This is a genomic window from Paenibacillus sp. MMS20-IR301, from assembly GCF_032302195.1.
Classification (GTDB): Bacteria; Bacillota; Bacilli; order Paenibacillales; family Paenibacillaceae; genus Paenibacillus_AQ.
This window is the reverse complement of sequence record NZ_CP135275.1, coordinates 7,340,598-7,362,795: the sequence shown is the minus strand read 5'-3', so window position 1 is coordinate 7,362,795 and position 22,198 is coordinate 7,340,598. Positions and strand designations below refer to the sequence as shown.

Genomic DNA, 22,198 nt, shown 5'->3' with positions numbered 1-22,198 from the left:
GTACGGATCCCTGCTCTACCCCTCCAGGCTAAGCAGCCCGTGCTGTGAGGTTATTTCTTTATATTTGTCCAGAAAAGCCAGCCCTTCCTCTATACACTCGGCCCCGTAACGGATGGTCTTCTCGGCCGAAGTGAACGGGAAGGGAAATCCGGCCCGCAGGCTCCGGAGCACCAGAATGACCCGGCCGCTGTACAGCAGCCCCCGCCCGAAGCCCTCGCCGTTAATCTCAGCTGTGCTCTGGATCATAAACCCGGTCTGCTCTTCCATCACTCCTGCCATCGCCTGAAAGAGCAGCGGCACCTGCTGGCGTACCTTCGGTGATACCGCACAGTTGAATTCGGACTGGCTCTTATCCTCAGAGGACGCCAGGTACAGCTTCTCCAGCTTCTCCAGCGGCGGCAGCAGGGCATGCCGCCCGAAGAAATCCCCAGCATCCAGCAGCTGGCATAACCGGCGGACCAGTGCATCCGCAAGCTCCTGATCCGGTTCCTTGCGCACTTTCCGGCTGCGGGGTCTTATTGCCGCTGTTCCTGTAAACTCACGCTCCTGTAGCGCAGCATTCTCATTAGCCATGGGTTCCATCTGCGTCTCCCCCTTCGCTCCCGTTTTCTTCTTCGGCCCGCAGCACCTTCGCCAGCCACATCGGCGGCTTGCCCTGAAGCATCTCCACCAGCCTCTTCAGCTGTTCATCAATCGGACTGCCCGGCGGAACCTTGACGGGCATGATCTTGCGCCGTGTCACACGCGCGGCTGCAGATGCACCGATCTGCATAATAAAAATCAGCGTACAGTCTCCTACAGCCTCCAGGCGGCTGTCGATCTTCCCGGCTTCATCCTGATTGAGCACTGCAGGCAGCTTACGCAGTTCAATGAGCTCCGCACCGGCTTTCGTTACATTATAGACAGCGAACATCGGACTTTGGCCGAAATGGGCATTAACCCGGTTTCCATCATCTGTGGCGAATGCGATCTTCACGGCGCCCTGCCTCCCTTTGCATTAGCAGATTCCCTGCTTTATTGGTCCATTCCAAGGCTCCCCTGTAACCGACTGAGACCGACATATAGGCGCCAAGCTCACTCCAGACCGGAAATCCGGCCGGCATGAAGGCCGCCCCGTTCCGCCCGGCTCCCGCAAGGCCGTGAGAGTTGCTGATCCAGAGATCAGCCCCTTTGCCCAGTACCTCGGCATCATCCAGGTCACCTATCCAAATCTCACGGTCCATGCCGGCAACGAGCGGGGTTTCATAAGACGCAATCAGCGCCTTCTGCTCTACCCCAAGCTCCGTAAGCCACCCGGAGACTGAATACAAATGATCCGGCTCCAGAGCTGCCAGAGCCGACATTCCCGCGAATTGGAAATGGGCATCCAGCATAGTATCGAGCAGATTCTCCCTTTGCCAGCAATAACGTACGGGTACCGGCTCACCGCTGATCTGATGCAGGAAATACAGCAGCTCGTCGGAAGCCTTAAGACCCATCGCCCCTCCGAACACCTTATAGGGTGTACCCAGAGCATTATGCAGCCTTCTTGCCGGCCGCTCCATACTGCCGCCGATGGCAATGGTCAGTCCGGACTGCAGGCTCTGCAGCATGGAGTCCAGCGGAACGCCTCCCCGGGTCAGCGGCGAGAAGCCGGTGAGCAGATGTCCGGACAAGGAGGTTGAGATATCCGGCAGGGCAATCGCCTCAAATCCGAAGGAGGCGATCATCTCCTTCAGCTCCATCACATCAGCAGGAGTCAGGAAGGAGCCGGGCAGCAGCGTGATCTGCCGGGTATTGACACTCCGGGAGCCCTTGTGCCCGGCCTGCTGGATCATCTCATCAATCATCGCTTCCACAGTGGCGCTGTAGCCGGATTCCAGCGATCCGCGGAAATCAGGCAGCACCACGGAGAAGGCCAGCCCTCCGCGCATATTCCGCTCTCTTTTATAGGTCTTGAGCATCGTCTGATAATCCACTCCGGCCACATCCGTCAATTCGGTTCCGATGATGCCGATAATATCGGGGCGGTGTTTGCTCAGCACCAGATTCAGCGCCTCCTCCAGATTGCGGTTGGCATCGAAGATCACGTCCATCTCCTGCAGCGCCGAGGTCTGCACTGCAATCGGTTCCCGGAAATGCCGGGTCAGCAGCGCCTTCGGAAAAGCGGAGCAGCCCTGGGAGCCGTGAATCAGCGGCATTGCCCGGTAGCAGCCCTGCAGCGCCAGCACAGCACCCAGCGACTGGCCGATCTTCAGCGGATTGACTGAGGCGGGCTTCTTTCTCCGGTTAACGTTCATAAGCCGGCCCCTCCCTGTCCCATGGAGCAGGGCTTGCCGCAAGCTTCCAGACCGGATTCGCCAATGAATAGGTCAGCTCCTTGGCCAGCCGCAGCACTCCCTCGTACCCGGCATACGCTTTATGCCGCTCCTGGTTGATATCGATGAACGGAATCTGCTCCTTCATCGCCACGTACATATTGCGCCCGCCGGCGATCATAATATCCGCCTTGCGTTCTTTTACCGTCTTGAGAATCCGGCTCGCTCCGCCTTCCGGAATATATTCGGTATCATCGCCTACCCGGTCGGCAATCCGCCGCACATCATCCTCCGTGCTTTTATTCGTGCCCACTCCGACTACCTGCACCCCAAGCTCCTTAAGCGCCGAAATGACCGACCAGCTTTTGACACCGCCGGTGTAGAGCACGGCCCGCTTCCCCTTCAGCAGCTTCCGGTAAGGCCGCAGATCCTGGCTGAGCCTCGCCTCTTCCCGTTCCGTCAGCCGGTCCACCCGCCGCTCCATCTCGCGGTCATTCATTAGATAAGCCATCTGGCGCAACGAATAGGTCGTCTCCTTCGCACCGTAGAAGGAGCCTTCAAAGTAAGGAATCCCGTATCTGGACTCCATCTCCCGGGCCAGGCCGAGCAGCGCCCGGCTGCAGACCACCATATTCACCTTGGCCCGGTGGGCCCAGGTGATCTCCTTATAGCGGGCGTCTCCCGTTATCCGTGAGGTTACTGAGATTCCCGCACTGTTCATCAGCTTCTCAATATCCCACATTTCGCCGGCAATATTGTATTCACCGATCAGATTCACGCCCAGCGGAGTCCCCGGCTCCGGTTCTCCCGTGCCGATGACATACTGCAGCAGCGCATCCCCCGCCAGCCGGTTGCCGAGATTCTTGCTGCCTACAAACCCGGGACTGTTCACCGGGATGACCGGAATTCCAATCCGCTCGGCAGCAGTCTTGCAGACAGCGTCCATATCTTCACCGGTCAGCGCAGTTACACAGGTTGAATATACAAATATTGCCGGAGGCGCAAAGCGCCCGGCAATATAGTCGATGCTTTCCTTCAATTTCTTCTCGCCGCCGAAAATAATATCGGAATCCGTCAGATCTGTAGCAAAGCCGTATTGGGACAAGGAGGGCCCGCTGCTCAGGGTTCCTCTGCTCTCCCAGCTGTTTCCGGCACAGGCAATCGGTCCATGGACCAGGTGGGCAGCATCCATAATCGGCAGCAGCGTAATTTGGGCTCCGTCGAAGGAGCAGCCTCCAGCTGCTTCACCCGGCTTGGGCCGCGGACAGGGCTTTGCTTTGGGAGCTATGCTCCCGCAAGCCTCGGAATCAAATTCGTCTTGTCGAACAGGGTCCATCGGCTCTTCATCTCCTTCGCTTAAGATGCTGGATATCACGCGAATCTTGAGTCATTCCTGAGGCGGCAAATGTACATGATGGCAAGAATCCCGGCCCGTGAGGGCCAGGAGAGTTATATTTTACATATATTCAAATACTTGTATTTATAATTCACTGCTGGCTCCGGATTTTTCTCTAACGCACCAGTTCAAAATTAAAACCGGAATTATTATCATCAAGCTGCTGAAGAATCGTGTTAACGATCAGGCTGAGCAGATTCAGCGTGCCCTGGTATCCGATAATCGGATACCGGTGCATATGGTGACGGTCAAAGATCGGGAAGCCGATCCGTACCAGAGGCACCTCTGCATCCTTGGCGGCGAACTTCAGATGCGAACTGCCAATTGCCAGATCAACGCTGTCATTCAGCAGCAGCGAACGCATATGCCACAGGTCCTTGCCGACATGCACAGCTGCTTCTGAACCATACGGGCTGGACGCCAGCAGCGCTTCTGCCTCATCCTTGAATTTCACTTCATTGTAATCCACATCACCGTTCGAGCAGATGATATGCACCGGCTCCATCCCGGTCTCCAGACAGAAGCCGATCAGTCCGATCAGCAGATCCGGGTCCCCTACAAGCGCAACCCGCTTGCCGTGCAGGTAAGGATGGCTGTCCATGAGCGCATCCACTACGCGGCCTCGTTCTTCGCTAAGGGAAGCCGGAACCGGCAGGCCGGTCAGTTCGCTGACCGCTTCCAGCAATTTATCCGTACCCTTAATCCCCAGCGGTGTCGATAAGGCAGTAATCTGCTGGTTCCAGGTGCCGCTGATATATTCCTGCGTTTTCTTGAGCGTATACTTTTGCAGGGACAGGGTTCCCAGGGCATTGGCCGCCTGCGGTACATCCTCAAGCTTCGTGCCGCCATAGTAGTATTCGTACTCTCCGGTAGCCGGCGAGTCATAGTTTCCGCTGTGATCTCCCAGAAGGGTATATTGGGTATCGAACGCTCCCAGAATCTTGCGCATCTCCGCAAAATTTCCGGTGTAAGGTTCGAAGCCGAGCAGGACATTCAGCTTCTCCCCGCTTTCCGCTCCGCTCCCCGGCTTGCTCTCGATCCCCGAACGGGTGTAGAGGTAGCTGATAATTCCTTTGATCATGGCATCATAACCTGTAATATGTGAACCTACGAAGCTTGGTGTATTACAGTAAGCGACCGGGTACTCTTCACTGATCACCCCTTTAATCCGGGCATTCCCGATGAAAGAGTTCAGGTCATCCCCGATAACCTCAGCCATACAGGTGGTACAGATCGCTACCATCTCCGGTTTATAGAGCGCTACGCTATTCTCAAGGCCGTCGATCAGGTTATTCATCCCGCCGAATACGGCCGCATCCTCAGTCATGGAAGTGGAGACAGATGGCGTAGGCTCTTTAAAGTGACGGCTGAGATGGCTGCGGAAGTAAGCATTACAGCCCTGCGACCCGTGAACGAACGGCAGTGTTTTCTCGAATCCGAGCGCTGCCATAACGGAACCGAGCGGCTGGCAGGCTTTGTGCGGATTAATGACCACATTCTGGCGGTTAAAGTTCTTCTCCATATATTCAGCAGATTTGGAGTAGGCAAGCGCTTCGGCCGTTTCCTGCTCGCTGCAGGGCGCTTCGAACTGTTTCTTGTTCTCCCGCTGCTGAACGTAACGTTCTTCCTTGAACAGACTGGTGTTGTCTTTAATGTTCAGTTCATCCTTACTCATATGCTCGCCTCCTCTGCCTGGATTTTGGATTTCCGGGATACCAGCTCCCATACCGGACTGTTCACAGTCATATCCATGTCCTTGGCAAAAACCTTGAAGCCGTCGAAGCCATGGTACGGGCCGCTGTAATCCCACGAGTGCATCTGGCGGAACGGAACACCCATTTTGTGATACACATACTTCTCCTTCACGCCCGACCCCACCAGATCAATATTCATTCTCTTGGTCAGCTCTTCCAGTTCATAGGCTGTTGGATCATCCATAACAATCGTTCCTTCTTCCAGCATCGGAAGCATCTTCTCATAGTCATCCTTATGGGCGAATTCATAACCGGAGGCTACGATATCCATCCCCAGATCCTCATATGCGCCGATCGTATGGCGGGAACGGAGGCCCCCGATCATCAGCATGACGGTTTTATTTTCCAGGCGGGGTCTATATTTATTGATAACGGCATCCATGACCGGCTTATATTTGGCGATCATCTGCTCACAGTTCTCCTGGATGGTGGCATCGAACAGTGCGGCAATTGCCCGTAAGCTCTCATAAGTCTTGGTCGGTCCGAAGAAATTGTATTCCAGCCAGGGAATGCCGTACGCCTTCTCCATATGATCGACCATGTAGTTCATGGAACGGTGGCAGTGGATCAGGTTCAGCTTTGCTTTATGCGCCACTTCCAGCTCATTAAGCGAGCCGTCGCCGGACCATTGGGCAATGACGCGCAGCCCCATTTCTTCCAGCAGGATACGGGAAGCCCAGGCATCCCCGCCGATATTGTAGTCGCCGATAATGTTAACATCATAAGGTCCGGTCTCCGCCAGCTCCGCGCGTCCCATCACGAAATCACGGATCGCATCATTGGCGATATGATGGCCCAGTGACTGGCTGACCCCGCGGAACCCTTCGCAGCGGACAGGGACGATAGGCATATCCAGCTCCTTGGACATCTTTTTGGAGACTGCCTCAATATCATCACCGATCAGACCGACCGGGCACTCGGATTGCACGGAGATCCCTTTGGCGAGCGGAAACATCTCCGTAATCTCACGCATGATCACCGCCAGCTTCTTATCCCCGCCGAAGACAATATCCGTCTCCTGAAAATCACTGGTGATCTGCATCGCCGTAAAGTTGTCGATCCCCAGCGTTCCGTTTGCGAAGTTGCGGCGCGAGCCCCAGCTGTACTGCCCGCAGCCGACAGGCCCGTGGCTGATATGAACCATGTCCTTAATCGGACCCCATACAACCCCTTTGGAGCCTGCATAGGCGCAGCCGCGCGGAGTCATTACACCTGGACGGGATTTGATATTGGACTTTACTGCACAGGTGCCGCAGTCGATCGCTTTCTCACTCGCAACCTGAAAGTGCTTCTCGCGGTCTTTCCGCGCTTTTTTCGGGTAAGCCTCCAGAATGTCATCTATCAGCTTCTGATTCTCTTCAATATTCAGTCCCATGGGTTGACCCTCCTTATCTTGGAACAGGCTGATATCTTATTGGCCGGATGCCTGCAGCTTCTTGATGGCCGCTTCTTCGTCTTCAATGATGCCGAATTCCATCAGCAGCTCTTCCAGCTCTTCCATTGAAATCGGAGTAGGGATGGTCAGCATTTTATTGTTAAGAATCTTCTCGGCCAGCTTCTCATATTCTTTCGCCTGCGAATGGTTAGGATTATACTGGGCAACCGTCATTCTGCGCAGCTCGGCATGCTGAACGATATTGTCACGCGGCACAAAATGAATCATCTGCGTATTCAGTCGGCGGGCCAGCTCCATAATCAGCTCATCTTCTCGGTCCGTGTTACGGCTGTTGCAGATCAGGCCGCCGAGTCTGACGCCGCCGCTGGTGGCATACTTCAGAATCCCGCGGGCAATATTGTTCGCAGCATACATCGCCATCATCTCACCGGAACAGACAATGTATATTTCCTGCGCCTTGCCTTCGCGGATCGGCATGGCGAAACCGCCGCATACCACGTCACCGAGTACGTCATAGGAGACGAAATCCAGATCCTGATAGGCCCCTTCCTGCTCCAGGAAGTTAATGGCGGTAATAATCCCGCGTCCCGCGCACCCTACACCCGGTTCAGGCCCGCCGCATTCCACATTAATAATGTCGCCGAAGCCGGTCTGCAGCACATCTTCTAGCTCAAGATCCTCTACCGAGCCAAGCTCAGCCGCTAATTCAAGTACAGAGTTTTGCGCCTTCGTGTTCAGGATCAGACGGGTTGAATCGGCTTTAGGGTCACAGCCGACAATCATAATTCTTTGTCCGAATTTTGTAGCCAGCTGAGCCAGGGTGTTTTGTGAAGTTGTCGATTTGCCGATACCGCCTTTACCGTAGAAAGCTATTTGTCTCATTGTTCATCATCCCTTCGAAATGTTTATATTTTCAAAATATGAGCTGTATTTGACGCTTTCGAGAATGGCTTCCTGTATTCCGCCTTTGCGGACGAGCGGCAGTACTCCGGCTTTGTTCAGGCTGGCTCTTGGAGCGTCGCCGATCCCGGAGCAGAGAAGAATCCGGCAGTCATTTAGAATCGAGATGATTTCCTGCAGCGTGGCGGCTTTGTCGCCGTTGCAGTCTGCAGTGCCATGACAGTAAGCTTGAATCTTGCGGACTCCGAGCAGCTGTACATCCGTTCCGTCGGTATCGTATACCAGGAACTCTGTCGCATGCCCGAAATGCTGGTTGACCTTGTCACCACCTCTTGTAGCCACTGCAACTCGGGTCTTCGGCCCGCCTTCCCGCAGGCGCCTGGCTTGTTTGGCTTTGACACGCTCGCGGATCTTGGTATCGAGCTCACTCTGGAACATGGCCCTGGCTTCTTCATTAACGGCCGGTTCCTCTTCCATCGCTTCCAGCGGGAAGTCCTGGTTGCGGTCCTGGCCCAGCAGCCCGATGGCATCAGCCCGGCATTGCCGGCAGTGGCGCATAACCTTCATGCCGTCCCTGCCGAGCAGCTCCTGCAGGTTAAGCAGCTCCTTCGGACGGGGCGCCTTGCGCCCATCCGCTTCGTACTGGCTGCCCGGCGCGATAATCAGCGGCGTTACATTGTGCAGCGTAGCCCCGAGCTCTTTTACTCTCCGGGACACTGCGGGCAGATGATGATCATTGACCCCCGGAATCATAATGGAATTGACTTTAACCAGAATCCCCAGCTTTGCCAGCATTTCAAGTCCCAGCAGCTGACGGCTGATCAGCAGCTCGGCTGCTTCCCTTCCTTCGTACCGGACCCCTTCATCGGATACCCAGGGATAAATTGCCTGGCCGACTTCAGGATCGATCGCATTAATGGTGATGGTGACATGGCGGATGCCGAGCTCGATAATCTCATCCATATGCCGGTACAGCGTAAGTCCATTGGTACTTAGACAAAGGGAGACATCCGGCACATGCCGCTTGACCCGGGCAAAGGTATCAAAGGTCTGCTCCGGATTCGCCAGCGGATCTCCGGGTCCGGCTACCCCTACAACCGAGAGCTGCATCAGTTGGGCGGCAACGCCTCTTACCTTACGTTCTGCCTGCTCCGGGGTAAGCACTTCACTGACTACACCCGGCCTGCTCTCATTCACACAGTCGAACTTGCGGTTGCAGTAATTGCACTGGATGTTACAGGCGGGAGCAACCGGGATGTGCATCCGGGCGTAGAACCGGTGGGCCTCCTCACTGTAGCAAGGGTGGCGGCTGATCTCCTCCTCTGCTTCATTTGATATACATGACGGCTGCATCATTTCCCACCTCCTAAAAGTTTTGTGAGCTTAGCATCTTGAATAATCTGCGTGCAAAACTCGCTTCGGAAGCATAGGCTCAGTTTTACGGAGCATCACTTCTTGAAACCTCTTCGCAGTAAAACTCGCTTCGGAAGCATAGGCTTAAGTTTTGTGAGCTTATCTTCCTTCATCCTAACCGGTACGACACTTATTTTGGCTTCGCGTTTAGTTTGAGTCATGTTATATAACACCAACCTCGCTTGACCGCTTTAATTAGTCTCATCATATTTTCATTAGCAGGTACCGTCAATTAGCTAAAAGCTTGAAAACCCTTTTATTTCCTCATGTTTTCCGTTTTGACAAATCAGATGTCAAGTTATATAACTTGAACATATCATGTTTCCGTTTTCAGAAGAGTCATTTTCTATTGATATTTGTTCTCATAAGCATTGACAACAGCTAATAAGTCATATATGATACCTGTAGGTTCCAAGGTATAACTCTTAAATTTCATATCCCGTAAAGGGGAGTAGCTGTTAGATAAAATCGTCAATACGAGAATATGAGGATATTCTCCGGTTTTATCGGCAAATATATCATTTGTTAGCGAGACCTTTACCAATCAGGTTAGTCCTTTATCCCAAAGGCTAATCTGTTTGGTAAAGGTCTTTTTTATATAATTTTGGTTACAATAATGGTAATAAGGGTATTTTTTATCAAAAAAGTATCCAGAGCCACATGAGGAGGAAACAGGAATGGATTGGGGATTATTATTAGAATACGGATGGGTATTGCTCGTTCTGGTCGCACTGGAGGGCCTGCTCGCCGCAGACAACGCACTTGTACTTGCAATCATGGTTAAACATCTTCCTGATGAGGAACGTAAGAAGGCGCTCTTTTATGGATTGGCAGGAGCGTTCGTGTTCCGGGCCGGATCACTTTTCGTCATTTCTTTCCTGGTCGATATCTGGCAGGTACAAGCCATCGGCGCGCTTTATCTATTGTTTATAGCGGGAAATCATATTTTCAGGAAAGTGCTGTTCAAGAAACCTGTCACAGAAGAAGCTGCTGAAAGCGGCACGGCCGGAGCTGTAAACAAAAAGAAATCCAGCTTCTGGCTTACCGTGCTGAAGGTAGAAATTGCCGACATCGCTTTTGCGGTTGACTCCATCCTTGCAGCTGTTGCCCTCGCCGTTGCTCTTCCGCCAAGCGGAATCGGCAAGATCGGCGGCCTCGACGGTGGACAATTCCTCGTCATCTTTGCGGGCGGATTCATCGGTCTGGTCATTATGCGTTTCGCGGCCTCCGTCTTCGTTAAGCTGCTGCATACCCGTCCAGGTCTTGAAGTTGCCGCCTTCTTCATTGTCGGCTGGGTAGGGATCAAGCTCGCTGTCATCACCCTGGCACACCCTTCGCTTGGTGTATTGTCCGAAGACTTCGCGCACAGCACCTGGTGGAAGCTTACCTTCTACGTGGTCCTGATTATCATTGCGGCTACCGGATGGTTCATGAGCAGCAAGGTAGAAGAAACAAATGTCGGCGAGAACCCCGTACGGGAAGTCGACAAGCAGCTCGGGAAGTAAGCTTTGCGGCTCTGGCTGGCTGACACCGGACGAATAAATGTACTTTTTCCAATTATTTCGTATAGGAAGACGCTGCATTAACACATAAGCAACCACAGTAGTACACAAGCAAAAGCCCGTTCCTGCCGTAATGGCAGAAGCGGGCTTTTAGTATGATCAGGCACAGGCCGGCTAGAGTGCTTATTCTCCGGCAATCCCGGAGCGTTCCACACTTTCCACGAAATGACGCTGCACGAAGAGATACAGAATCAGGATCGGCAGAATGGCGAGGATACAGCCGGCCATAATCTGGTTCAGCCCCGTCGGGGCCATCCCGATCGAGCCGGAGGTCATCTGGGACATCGCCTCCGCCGCCTGATTATTGGTACCGTAGAACATAGCCAGGCGCTGCGACAGATTATAGAAATCCGGCGTAGTCAGATACGTATTCGGCTCGAAGCTGTCGTTCCAGTGCCACACGACCGAGAACAGGAATACGATCAGCATCGCCGGCTTAGCCAGCGGGAACATAATTTTCCAGTACGTTCTGAAGGGACCTGCTCCATCGATACGGGCCGCCTCTTCCAGCACATTCGGCATTCTCCGGTAGAACTGGATGAAGATCAGCACGAAGAGTGCTCCCTTCAGACCATGCCCGAACAGCGAAGGGATAACGAACGGCAGATGGGTATTGATCCAGCCCAGATCGCTGAAGAACAGGTACAGCGGAACTACAATCGTCTGCGGCGGCACAAGGAACGTGAACAGCAGCAGTACAAAACAGACCATGTAACCCGGGAACCGGTATCTGGCAAAGCCGTAACCGACCAGCGAGCAGCTGAGAATCTGCAGCACCGCACTGCCGAAGGAGATAATGGCGCTGTTGGCGAAGCCGCCCCAGAAATTGAGCGCCTTCCAGGCTAGCGTGTAATTATGGAAGCTCAGCCTGGTGGGAATCCACTGTACCGTGGCATCGGCCACATCCTGCATTTGCATCATCGATTTGGATAACATGTAGAGCAGCGGATACAGGAATACAAAGCTCAAACTGAGGATGACCAGATAATAAAAAGCGGTATGGATGACCTGAAGTGAGCGTTTCGCCGTTTTGTCCAGCTGTCCGTTTGCTCTCAGTCGGGTAGTAACAGACTCGACGCTAGCAGTACGGACCGGACTTGCCGATTCCTTGAGCATGTTTTATTTCCTCCCTTCAGTTGCACCGAGCGACTTGCGGAACAGCAGAAATACTACGCCCAGAATCAAGAAGATAAAGATAAAGTAGATCCAGCCCATAGCGGAGCCATAGCCGAAATCATTGTTCTTGAACACGACATTCAGAATATGGCTCATGATCTGATTGTCTGCCTTGGTGAAGGAGCTGACGATGCTGAACAGGGTATTGACCAGCATCATAGGCATAATCATTGGAAAGGTAATTTTCCAGAAGCTCTCCCATGCCGTTGCCCCGTCACATTTGGCGGCTTCATACAATGAGATGGAAATTGTCTGCAGCCCTGCCAGGAAGATCAGAATCTGCACCCCGGAATCCCACATGACAAGCGTCAGCGACTCAGCATACTTGAGCAGGGTTTCCAGAATATCACCGGGAATGAAGGCCGATAGCTTGTTGTACAGATTCTGGTTGTAAAAAATCGGCAGATTGGCTGCGCCCTGATCCATCAGCTTGCTGAGAATCGCTCCCGAAGCAATAATCACCGGCAGGAAGAAGACGCCGCGGAAAAAGGTTTTGCCGATCATGCCGCGGTTCAGCAGGATGGCGCAGAACAGCGAGAAGATCAGGATCAGCGGAACCTGGGTTAAGGTCGACACCATGGTCTCCTTGAGCAGCGGCAGGAAATTCACATCGGTCGTAAACGCCGCCCGGAAATGCTCAGTCCCGACAAAGGTGGCGATCAGCCCGTCTTTACTGACTTTCAGCGCATGAAAGGAATAATACATCGAACGGCCCAGCGGGATGGCCATGAACATCAGGAAGCCGAACAGCCACAAGGAGATGAAGGAGTAGCCTTCCATGAAATAACGCGCCCGCATCGATAACTTTGATTTCTTCACTTCTTCATCCTCCTGTCACAGCATAGCTGTAAGCCTCTACGGTCTGGCCGGATATTCCAACCGGGTGATTATTATAGTTAATGATGATACTGACACCGCCTGCATAAGTGGTCCGGAAGACCTTGCTCTGCAGCTCCTCATGGTTCATCATCTGCTGGCCGCTGATGTCATCGTACACGTCCTTCAGCTCAAGATAAGCTTTGGCGGATGGGGTGAGCCAGTCATTCAGCTCGGAGCTGAACAGCCGGTTCTCCAGCGTCCGCTGCAGATCGCTGGACTTGGCATACGTCAATTCATAGCTCGGAAGCGCTCCATATTCCAGAGCGCGCAGCACCTGGCCACGGGAATCATCGAGCAGATTGACCGGGCTGGCCGTATACGGAACAAGCCCGTGCACCACCAGCTGATAAAACGGAATGGAACGGTCGGTATAGACGAACCCGCTGGAATCGAGCGGCACTCCGTCCACACGGTCCACATGTCCAAGCGTATAGGCGTAGCCGTAATCAACCGCTGTACGGATATTTTCCTGACGGTAATTATCCAGTGTTGTTACATAAGTGCGCTCCGCCTCCTTGCGGTCCGTCAGTGATTTGTTATCCTCGTCGGAATACAGCAGGCTGCCGAAATAATCAAACTGCACACCGGCAGTCCCCAGCTTTTGATAATCGTCTAATTCCGCCGCACTGCGCTTCGCGATAACTTCCGGCTTCAGCAGGTAGAAGTAATTATCCGTATTCCAGCCGCTGGAGAGATAATAGATATACTGCTTGAGCACTTCACGGTTAATTCCGCGTACGGCCTCCTTGCTGGCCTTAACCCCATTCGACTCCTGATACGGCTTAACATAATTGGCCTTCAAATACAGCGTTACGCCTTTCTCCGCCGCATACGCCTGAAGCTCCTTCAGCCCCTTGCTTCCGCCGAGCTGCTTCGCCACCGGGAAGTGGTCCGGCTGATTGCCGTATAATCCGTCTTTCGACCACCCGGATACGGTAATTTCCAGCCGGGATACGCCCTCGGCATAATAGCGGTCGATCATTTCCTTGATCTGTTTGAACGTAGACATCTCGATGAAGGTAGAGCCGATGACCTCATCGCGGGAAATTCCGCCGAGTACCTGAAGATAGAGCGGTGTATCCCCGCTTGCCGCGGGCTTGATCTGCTCCTCCTCCAGCAGGTAATTGCGGTATGCCTTCGCCATACCTACATAACCGGCCTCTTCATCCTGCAGCAGCACATAACGCACCGCACGTTCACTCTTGATCAGCTCTCCTTGATAATAAGGAATCTGTCCGGAGGTGCCGACGAAGATGACATCATCCTTGCGCAGTGTGAATTCGCTGGATGCCCGGTACAGTGAGATTGCACGGATTCCTGACGGGACACCGTTAATCTTCGCATCCGTCTCGCCTTTGGTCACGATCGCCAGATAACCGGTATCCTCCTGGTAGATTCCGAAGACAGGCAGGGCGACGGCCTTCTTCATGGCCGCATCTTTAAGCCAATGGCTATCGGTAATCTCATGATTCTGCTTCACGAAGGTCTCGTCTCCGCCATAAATGTACTCGGAGTATCCCTTCAGATACCCGGGATGATTCTCGCGGAATTCCAGCAGTGCCCCGGAGCCGTCCGGCAGCAGCATCGCTCCGTTCTGATCCTCCCTCGCTGCATGGAAGAACGGCAGCACTTCAATGCTTGTAAACTTTGCACTGCCGGTTTCCTTCAGATACTCCTCAGGAATGGACGCCTCAAAGCCGCTATCCGTCAGCCGGTACTCCAGCGCAAATGACAATTTCAGGCTGGCGAAGGCAAACTCGGCACGGACCACCTCCGGCTCAATCGTAACCTTGACGCTTGAATCCTCATCCTTGAGCGGGTAGATCTGCGTAATATCCGCCCCTTGTGTATATCTGGCATAGACCGGCGCTGACGTGTACTTCTTGACGTTCGGCATCGCCGTCTTCTCCAGCTGCGGCGATCCGAGCCACTGCTTGCCTGTTTGTTTGTCCGTAATCTGCAGATTGCCCGATTTCTCATCCACATACAGGATGTAACGGTCATTCTCCAGCGCCTTCGTTCCCGGCGTAACCGGCTGCAGCTCAGCCTTGACGGCCGGCTCTGCCGGAGCCGAAGCCGGAGCCGCAGCTTCAACAGCTTCCTGCTCTGCGGCAGGCTCCTGCGCCTGATCTTCACTTCCCGCTTCCGCCCCGGCTGCCTGCGGGGCAGCGGACGGTTCAGCAGACGGACCGGCAGCGCCATAGAGCGGCGGGATATTTATAGCTGCAACCAGCAGCACCAGCACGATCAGCAGGATGCCACGCAGCTTCATTTTTTTCATCATCTTGTTCCCTTCCCCTCCCTACGCGCGCAATCTCAGCTCTTTGAGCAGATCAACGATAAATGATACGAACTGATTGGATATGCCGAACAGTAAAATGCCGACGAACCAGATAATTGCGATGCCGACGAGGCTGATCACCGTAATGAAGATCACCTTGCGGATTTCGAAATCATGCAGGATTTTGACCTTGAGCAGAATCAGCCAGGCCACCCATACCACTACGAACTTCTGCAGCAGATTGAAGGTAGAGGCTTCATCCAGCGAGAGCACCAGCGTCAGCAGGGTTACCGGAATAATGAACAGCATATAAGGAGCCAGGGCAAAGGCACTGCCTACAAAAATCTCCTTGAATTTCCCCTCACCGTCCAGAATCGTACTGACGCCCCAGTTCGATACACACCAGGTCAGCCAGGGAACAACCAGCCAGATGAATTCATGGAACATCGAAATTTCATGCGGCTCCCGCGTCTGAAACGCATACCCGGTAATCAGAATCGAAATCATTCTCGCTGCAAAGGTCAGCAGAATAATAAGAATTGCCTGGAACCAGGCAATCCGCTGTTTACCTTGAATGTCATGATAGAACTCATAAGGATGGGCAACCACCTGGTGGATCATCCGCAAAGTGTTCATCACAATCCCTCCTTTACCGGAACAGGGTCAGCCGGTCTCCGCCGGTACAGCCATATATGGAATCTGCGGTAGAGCTTCGGCACACTCCAGTACAGCACCAGCAGCAAGACAATGGCACCGGTGAAAAATAGCGTGAAATGCTCACGGATGTACAACTTGCGGTATTCGCGGAACGATGAGGAATAATCAAATTTGGAGCTTCCCAGCTTGAAGTAGCCCATCGCTTCCTTGTACTTCTCCGCTTTATAAAGCGCCTTGCCGATGGCCAGATAAGCCATATCATAATTGGCATTCAGCCGGAGCACCTCATGCCACAGCGTTTCCGCTTCATCGTATCTGCCGTCTACATACAGCAGGGAGGCCTTATGCACCAGATCGGCAAAGGGTGTCGTGCGGAAGCGGTCAACCCGGCCCCGCCCTTTATCGACCACATAAATCATCCCGTCAGAGGTCTGATCCACTGCAGAAGGCGTAACGAACAGGCCGTTCTGCTCACCGGTGCCCCCGAAGCTGAACAGGAGATTCCCCAGTTTGTCATACTGGAAAATCCTGCTGCTCTGCAGGTCCAGAGCGGTAATGAACCCGTTCGCATCGATGCTGATCCCCATAAAGGAGGCCATACTGAACGGGCCGTCCGTATAATAATTGCCGTACCGGTGTTTCCCGATATTCAGGGTATCCACACCTACAGGCGAGAGGCGCTTAATCTGGTTCGTCTCTTCACCGAGCGTGGTGCTGTAAATGAAGCCTTCCTGGTCCAGATCCACATTGGAGAATTCGGATGGGCGCACTGTCGCCAGCTGGCTCTGCTGATCCTTCGTGGCTACCAGCTTAATCAGCAGCCGCGTCCAGGAGAAGCCTACATGGTTCGCCCCGTAAAAGCCTTTGAATTTGCCGCCCGAGTCAATCTGCATCAGACCCTGGGTATTACCGTCGCTGACCACATACATGTAATCACGCTTGTCGACAATCAGCTTGGAGGGTGAATACGAGAAATTTGCCCCAAGCAGCGTGCTTTCCGGCTTCAGGAATTCCTTCTCGAACTTCCCGTCCGGAGTAAACACTGCAATCCGCTGGTTTTTGGTATCAGCGACGTATACCGTACCGTCCGCTTTGACATATACCCCCTTGGGCTCCAGCAGCTTACCGCTTCCTTCCGCATCGCCGATAATCTTGATTAGTCCGCCGTTCTGATCCATATGCAGAATCCGGCTGTTGCCGGTATCGACAATGTATAAGCTGTCATCCTCCCCGATATACAGCGATTCGGGGTTTTTCAGTACACCCGCTTCTGTATCTCCGGGATCAATCGAGGAGTCATACAAATATCCGTTGATCGACCGTACCTCACTGCCCCTCTGGCTCCAGGTGTATCCCTTGTACGGAGCATCTGCCGCAGCCTGCCCCGGGGGCAGCAGCAGCGGAAGAATCAGCGTGACAAGCAGGACGCCGAGTAGTGTCTTTTTCACTCTATGCCGAGTAGTCATCTAGTCGCCCCCTATTCCTTCAGCCCGGAATGGGCCATTGTCTGGAGCACCATCCGCTGTGTAATGATAAAGACCAGGATAGTCGGGATAATCATCAGGAAGCTCGCTGCCGCCAGGGTCCCTACTCTGGCTACAACGCCCGCCCCGCCGCTGATCGTCTGGATAGCAAGCGGCAATGTCTTCATTTCCTGGACTGTCGTATAGACCATAGACGGGTACGGATCATTCCAGGCAGAGATGAAGCTGAACAGGGCAAAGGTTGAGATGGCCGGTTTCAGCATCGGCATGACCAGCACCCAGAACACCTTCCATTCGGAAGCGCCGTCGATCCGGGCGGCTTCAAGCAGCGCGTCCGGCAGCTGGCGCAGGAACTGCGTCATCAGGAACATCCCCATCGGCGCAGCCAGGTAAGGCAGAATCATTGCCCAGTACGTGTTCATCAGTCCGCTGCGGCTGATCAGCAAATATTGCGGAATCTGCAGGACCAGCGGGGAGAACATTAATGCGGCAACAATCATATTGAAGATAAAGCTCTTGAACGGCATATTATGCTTAGCCAGCGGATAAGCCGCCATGGCCGATATGACAACCCCGCCCACCACAATAGCACTCGTAACAATAATGCTGTTGAAGATAAACCGGGAGAACGGCACCGCCGAGGTTCCGGTAATCAGCAGCAGGTCGCGGAAGTTCATCAGCGTCGGATTGACGACGAAGAACCGCGGCGGGAACATGAACAGCTCACTTGTCGGCTTAACAGCGGTTACTGCCATATAAATAAGCGGCAGCAGCATCAGCAGCCCGAATAAAGTCAGGAACAAATACAGGAAGATACCGCCGTAATCAAGGCGCCGTAATTTAAATTTGTGCATCCTAATCCCTCCCCAGCACTCTGAAGATGAGCCGGTTCATCCCAAACATCAGAAAGAACAGCAGTACGGCAATCGCCGAAGCATAACCCATTTCGAACCGGGTAAATGCATAGTCAAACAAATGCGCCATGATCGTATGGCCCGCGTACAGCGGGCTCGGAAATCCGACGAGCCGCATGCTGACATCGAATACAGTCAGCGAGCTGACGACCTGCATCACCGCACCGAACAGCAGCTGCGGCTTCACTGACGGAACGGTAATGAACCACAGCTGCTGCCAGCGGTACTTCACTCCGTCAATTGAGCCGGCCTCATACAAATCTGTCGGCACATTCTGCAGTCCGGCCAGAAAGGCCAGGAACCCTACGCCCATGCTCATCCACAGCGACACAATAATAATGACCGGGACGATTGAATCGACATTCTGCAGGAACAGATACGGCTCATTGAGAATCCCGAGCTGAATCAGATAATGGTTGAGCAGTCCCTTGCGGTCGCCTGCGAAGAAATACAGCCAGACGACCGACATTGCCACCGCGCTGGTAATAGAAGGCAGATAGAAGCACAAGGTGTAGAAGAACCGGTATTTCTGCGGAATCTGGCTGATCAGCCAAGCCAGCAGGAAGGCCAGAATATAACCGATCGGGCCTGTAATAAAGGCGAATTTAAGCGTAATCCCGACGGCCTTGAGGAAGATATCATCATCCACAAACAGCAGCTTATAGTTGGAGAACCCGATGAATCTCGGCGTCTCAATAATGTTGTAGTAAGAGAAACTGAGTACAACAGACATAATAATCGGCACGATGGTAAAGATGAAGAACAGCAGCAGGAACGGGGCCAGGAAATAATAGGAAACCTTATTTTTCTTGATATCCATCCACAGCTGCGCCCATTTGCCGGGTGCTCCGGACTTCATCACCGCTGCGCCTCCGGCCTCTGCCGGTGTAATGATCTCACTGCTCATTTCTGACCTCCTTCCACTGAATCAGTTGAAGCTCCAGCCTGCTCAAGCCCGAATTCTTCGCGTTTCTTATTAAGCTCTTTATTAATTTCACGCACACCCTGCTCCATCGCCTCCCGCGGGAATTTACCGTTCAGCACAATCTCATTCCAGATGTTAGCGATATAGCGGGTTGTATAATATCCTCCAAGCACTACCTCGCGCTCCTTGAACCAGTCCCATTGCTCCAGAATGGCGTCAATATCAGCCTGCTGCCATGGAAGCCGCTTCAGCGCTTCAATATTTGCGGTATTCCAGCGCGCTTCAACCCCCAGCAGTGATTCCAGCTCAGAACCAAAGCTCTCCTGCGCATCCGCACTGGTCCACCATTTCAGGAATTCCCAGGATTCTTCTTTCATCTCGGAGTCCTTGAAGATCATTCCGGTCTGGGCCAGCCCGCCGGTGGAACGGTTAACCCGGCCGTCCTCCTGTACGATGCCCGGCATCGGCTTCATGCCCCACCAGCCCGTAAGCTCGGGAGCGGCTGTAGACAGCAGAATGTAGGTGGAGTAGTCCGCTACCCCGATCGGCATTTCGCCGGAGCGGAAGCGGTTATAGAAATCCGCCTGCTTCTGCAGCTTGTAATTCGTAAAGAGACCGGTCCACATTTTCATCGCAGCCAGCGCCTCCGGTGAATCCAGGCCGGACTGCGTTCCGTTATTCTTATAGAAATCCCCGCCGAACTGGAACAGGAACGGAGCAAACTCATTGATCGCAAGGCTGGTATTATTGGGAGCATGCGGGTAGTAGAAATCCATACCGTTCTGCTGCAGGAGCGGAATCAGGTCCATAACCTCCTGCCACGTATCCGGAATGTCCTCCTCCCGGATGCCAAGCTGCTCCATAATATCCTTCCGGTAAAAGAGCATGCTGAAATTCTGATTCTCCGGCAGGGCGAAATCGCCGTTATCATATTTATAAGGAATGAGTGCGCCCGCTCTGAAGCGGCTGGCCACTTCCTTGTAATCCGCGAATTCATTCAGATTAACGAGTGAATTCCGTACAGCAAAGTCAATGGGAACCTCACCCTCGACCCCCAGTGCTACATCGGGTGCGAGCCCGGCTGTGCTGGCCAGCAGCAGGATCTGCTTCTGATCGGCGGCAACCGTCGGAATGACGTTGACATTCACCTTGATGCCCGTGTTTGGTGTAAAGTCCTCATCAATCATTTGTTTGATGATCTCGGCCCAGTCGCGTCCGCGTGAGACCCAGACATCCAGCACCTTGCCATCCTTATAGGTGTTGCCGATACCGCTGTAATCCTTGGTGAAGGAGCTGAGGAAGTCATAGCTCATCGTTCCTGCTCTTGTGTACCAGGGAGCTGCATCCTTAGGCCAGGCCTGATCTTCCGATTTCACTTCGATGTAGTCCATAACAATACTCTGCTTCATTAAGCCATTGACCCAAAGGCCCAGCGAGGATTGCAGATCGGTGAATTGCTGCAGCCGCGACGGAATACTTGTGGTATCCTCCGCCATCTCCAGGAACCGGTCGCGCGCCTCATACAGGGTGCTCAGCTCGGAGCTGCCTTCCTCTACGCCAAAGGAATACATCGCCTGTACCGCATCATCAAGCGTACGTGCCATCAGATGCAGACGCGGCACCAGATTGGTAATATTCTGCTCCAGCTTCCAGTCCCCGTTCGGATCGGGATTCGTCCCGGTAACCTGGGTAATCTCCCGCGACAGGAGCGACATCTTGTGCGTCGTATTCAGAACAGCTTCAATCATCGGGCCTACACCCGACACCTGAACCTCCATGCGCAGCGTGTGCTTGCCCTGCTCCAGATAGAAGAGGTAGGCGCCATCCTCGTTGCCGAGCCTGTTTACCTGCCATTCCGCTTTATATGGAAACTTCAGGGCGTTCATTTCCTGGAACGGCACCTTGCCGTCAATCATAATCCGCCGCTCCACCGGAATACCGTTCAGGAACCATTGCCCGTAACGGATGCCGATATTGTAGAGCCCGGATTCCGGAACATCGAAGCTCCACTCCGCCCATTGCCCGCCGGTCCGCCAGCCGACACCGCCGAAGCTGTTCAGCACAATGGCATCCTTGTCAAAAGGCTCGGTCAGCGGCTCGCGGTCCTCAATCCGCTTGAGTGTCGGGTCAGAGCGCAGGGATGCGGTCTCCGCCTGAATCTTAACAGTCTGATTCTGCACAGGCTGATAGCCCTTCGCTGCATATTCCTGCTTCACTTCTGCATAGGAAGGCAGCGTTTGCGGTGAGACAATCCGCAGCTCGCTCAGCGCAGCCGGCTCGCGGATCGCTTCCAGCCGCAGCGTATGCTCTCCCTTGGTCAGGTAGAAACGGAAAGGATCAGCAGTGCGGGCTTCAGCATCACGGAATTCGCGGTATTGCCAGCCGCTTACCTCTTCACGCTTCGGATTGAATTCATTTCCCTGGTTATCCTTCCATGGCTCTGCACTCTCCTGCCACATCCGCTGGAATTCCATCTTCTTCACCTGGGAGAACAGATACTTCCCGTCCACCTTCAGGCTGCGGATAATCGAAGAGCGTTTACCGGGAAGGCTGTAGTATTCCATCCCCATCTGATAGAAGCCGTCAGCCGGTACAGAAAAGGTATACTCTGCCCAGCTGTCCTCTGTATTCATTGCCAGCACTTGCCCGGCTTTACCTCCAAGCTCAGCCAGCAGCTCTGTTCCCCCGCTGCTCACCGCGGAGTAACCGGCTGCCGGAAGCACCAGTGCGAATTCCGCAGCGTCTGCTGCTCCATTCTTTTCCTGCTCTGTATAGTAGCTTGAATAGGATGGCTCCAGCTTCGAGCTCACACTGTCACTTTCCAGAACAGAGCTCTCATCCACATCGGCGTAGACAGGGATGCCCGCCATGGCCGCATTGTCAAATCCCCTGGATTGATTCCAGAGCACGAGGGAGACCGCTAACAGGACCAGAACCAACAGACTCACTTTATATTTTCGCAGTATGCGCAACACTCGCTAATCTCCTCCCGTCACAAATAATCCCCACAAAATCTTTCCCCACAAAGAATCCCCACAAAGTGGAGCCTTAGCTTCGATGATTACTCAGGTACTTTGCGGGGGCCCCATAAACCAAACCTACAAAAACATAAAAATTCTATAAGGGGGCAGCTCCGGAAAATCAGGCTGCCCCCTGTTATAATT

The 22,198-nt window shown here is 53.6% G+C and carries 17 protein-coding genes; 1 reads left to right on the top strand and 16 read right to left on the bottom strand.

Going from position 1 to position 22,198, the window contains the following annotated elements:
- Positions 1 to 15: 15 nt before the first annotated feature.
- The 8 genes from LOS79_RS31660 to nifB form a co-directional block, all read right to left on the bottom strand.
- Positions 16 to 582 carry a DUF269 domain-containing protein gene (locus LOS79_RS31660; protein ID WP_315414991.1) on the bottom strand — a complete coding sequence of 189 codons (567 nt, stop codon included), beginning with the start codon at positions 580 to 582 and terminating at the stop codon, positions 16 to 18.
- Positions 566 to 976: a nitrogen fixation protein NifX gene (gene nifX, locus LOS79_RS31655; RefSeq protein WP_315414990.1), complete on the bottom strand. Its 411-nt coding sequence runs from the start codon at positions 974 to 976 to the stop codon at positions 566 to 568. The genes LOS79_RS31660 and nifX overlap by 17 nt, the downstream gene beginning before the upstream one ends.
- Positions 951 to 2,279, bottom strand: a complete 1,329-nt coding sequence (gene nifN / locus LOS79_RS31650) for a nitrogenase iron-molybdenum cofactor biosynthesis protein NifN (protein ID WP_315414988.1) — start codon at positions 2,277 to 2,279, stop codon at positions 951 to 953. Before nifN ends, nifX begins: the two co-directional genes overlap by 26 nt.
- Positions 2,269 to 3,633 (bottom strand): nitrogenase iron-molybdenum cofactor biosynthesis protein NifE, encoded by a 1,365-nt coding sequence (gene nifE, locus LOS79_RS31645; protein ID WP_315414987.1) that lies wholly within the window; start codon positions 3,631 to 3,633, stop codon positions 2,269 to 2,271. Before nifE ends, nifN begins: the two co-directional genes overlap by 11 nt.
- A gap of 175 nt (positions 3,634 to 3,808) precedes the next feature.
- Complete coding sequence (gene nifK / locus LOS79_RS31640) at positions 3,809 to 5,368, bottom strand: nitrogenase molybdenum-iron protein subunit beta (protein ID WP_315414985.1); 1,560 nt, start codon at positions 5,366 to 5,368, stop codon at positions 3,809 to 3,811.
- Positions 5,365 to 6,822, bottom strand: coding sequence for a nitrogenase molybdenum-iron protein alpha chain (nifD, locus tag LOS79_RS31635; RefSeq protein ID WP_315414984.1), 1,458 nt, complete (start codon positions 6,820 to 6,822; stop codon positions 5,365 to 5,367). The genes nifK and nifD overlap by 4 nt, the downstream gene beginning before the upstream one ends.
- A gap of 36 nt (positions 6,823 to 6,858) precedes the next feature.
- On the bottom strand, positions 6,859 to 7,725 hold the full coding sequence (nifH, locus tag LOS79_RS31630) for a nitrogenase iron protein (protein WP_315414982.1): 867 nt from the start codon (positions 7,723 to 7,725) through the stop codon (positions 6,859 to 6,861).
- A 6-nt stretch (positions 7,726 to 7,731) separates the two neighbouring features.
- Positions 7,732 to 9,099, bottom strand: coding sequence for a nitrogenase cofactor biosynthesis protein NifB (gene nifB, locus LOS79_RS31625; protein ID WP_315414981.1), 1,368 nt, complete (start codon positions 9,097 to 9,099; stop codon positions 7,732 to 7,734).
- 734 nt (positions 9,100 to 9,833) lie between these two features.
- On the opposite strand from nifB, the gene LOS79_RS31620 reads away from it, so the two are divergent.
- Positions 9,834 to 10,661, top strand: a complete 828-nt coding sequence (locus LOS79_RS31620; RefSeq protein WP_315414980.1) for a TerC family protein — start codon at positions 9,834 to 9,836, stop codon at positions 10,659 to 10,661.
- A 180-nt stretch (positions 10,662 to 10,841) separates the two neighbouring features.
- Here LOS79_RS31620 and LOS79_RS31615 read toward each other — a convergent pair whose 3' ends face one another.
- From LOS79_RS31615 to LOS79_RS31580, 8 genes are read right to left on the bottom strand one after another with little or no spacing between them, the layout of a single operon-like run.
- Positions 10,842 to 11,834 carry a carbohydrate ABC transporter permease gene (locus tag LOS79_RS31615; protein ID WP_315414979.1) on the bottom strand — a complete coding sequence of 331 codons (993 nt, stop codon included), beginning with the start codon at positions 11,832 to 11,834 and terminating at the stop codon, positions 10,842 to 10,844.
- A gap of 3 nt (positions 11,835 to 11,837) precedes the next feature.
- On the bottom strand, positions 11,838 to 12,713 hold the full coding sequence (locus LOS79_RS31610) for a carbohydrate ABC transporter permease (RefSeq protein WP_315414977.1): 876 nt from the start codon (positions 12,711 to 12,713) through the stop codon (positions 11,838 to 11,840).
- Positions 12,714 to 12,717: 4 nt separating this feature from the next.
- The gene (locus tag LOS79_RS31605; RefSeq protein ID WP_315414976.1) at positions 12,718 to 15,057 is read right to left on the bottom strand and encodes a DUF5696 domain-containing protein; all 2,340 of its coding nucleotides are present in this window, start codon (positions 15,055 to 15,057) and stop codon (positions 12,718 to 12,720) included.
- 18 nt (positions 15,058 to 15,075) lie between these two features.
- Entirely contained in the window at positions 15,076 to 15,690 is a 615-nt protein-coding gene (locus tag LOS79_RS31600) for a Yip1 family protein (protein WP_315414975.1), read from the bottom strand.
- Positions 15,690 to 17,177: a hypothetical protein gene (locus tag LOS79_RS31595; RefSeq protein WP_315414973.1), complete on the bottom strand. Its 1,488-nt coding sequence runs from the start codon at positions 17,175 to 17,177 to the stop codon at positions 15,690 to 15,692. The genes LOS79_RS31600 and LOS79_RS31595 overlap by 1 nt, the downstream gene beginning before the upstream one ends.
- Before the next feature lie 11 nt (positions 17,178 to 17,188).
- Complete coding sequence (locus LOS79_RS31590; protein WP_315414971.1) at positions 17,189 to 18,049, bottom strand: carbohydrate ABC transporter permease; 861 nt, start codon at positions 18,047 to 18,049, stop codon at positions 17,189 to 17,191.
- A 1-nt stretch (position 18,050) separates the two neighbouring features.
- On the bottom strand, positions 18,051 to 19,016 hold the full coding sequence (locus LOS79_RS31585; protein WP_315414969.1) for a carbohydrate ABC transporter permease: 966 nt from the start codon (positions 19,014 to 19,016) through the stop codon (positions 18,051 to 18,053).
- Positions 19,013 to 21,982: an extracellular solute-binding protein gene (locus LOS79_RS31580; RefSeq protein ID WP_315414967.1), complete on the bottom strand. Its 2,970-nt coding sequence runs from the start codon at positions 21,980 to 21,982 to the stop codon at positions 19,013 to 19,015. The genes LOS79_RS31585 and LOS79_RS31580 overlap by 4 nt, the downstream gene beginning before the upstream one ends.
- Between the last annotated feature and the right edge of the window lie 216 nt (positions 21,983 to 22,198).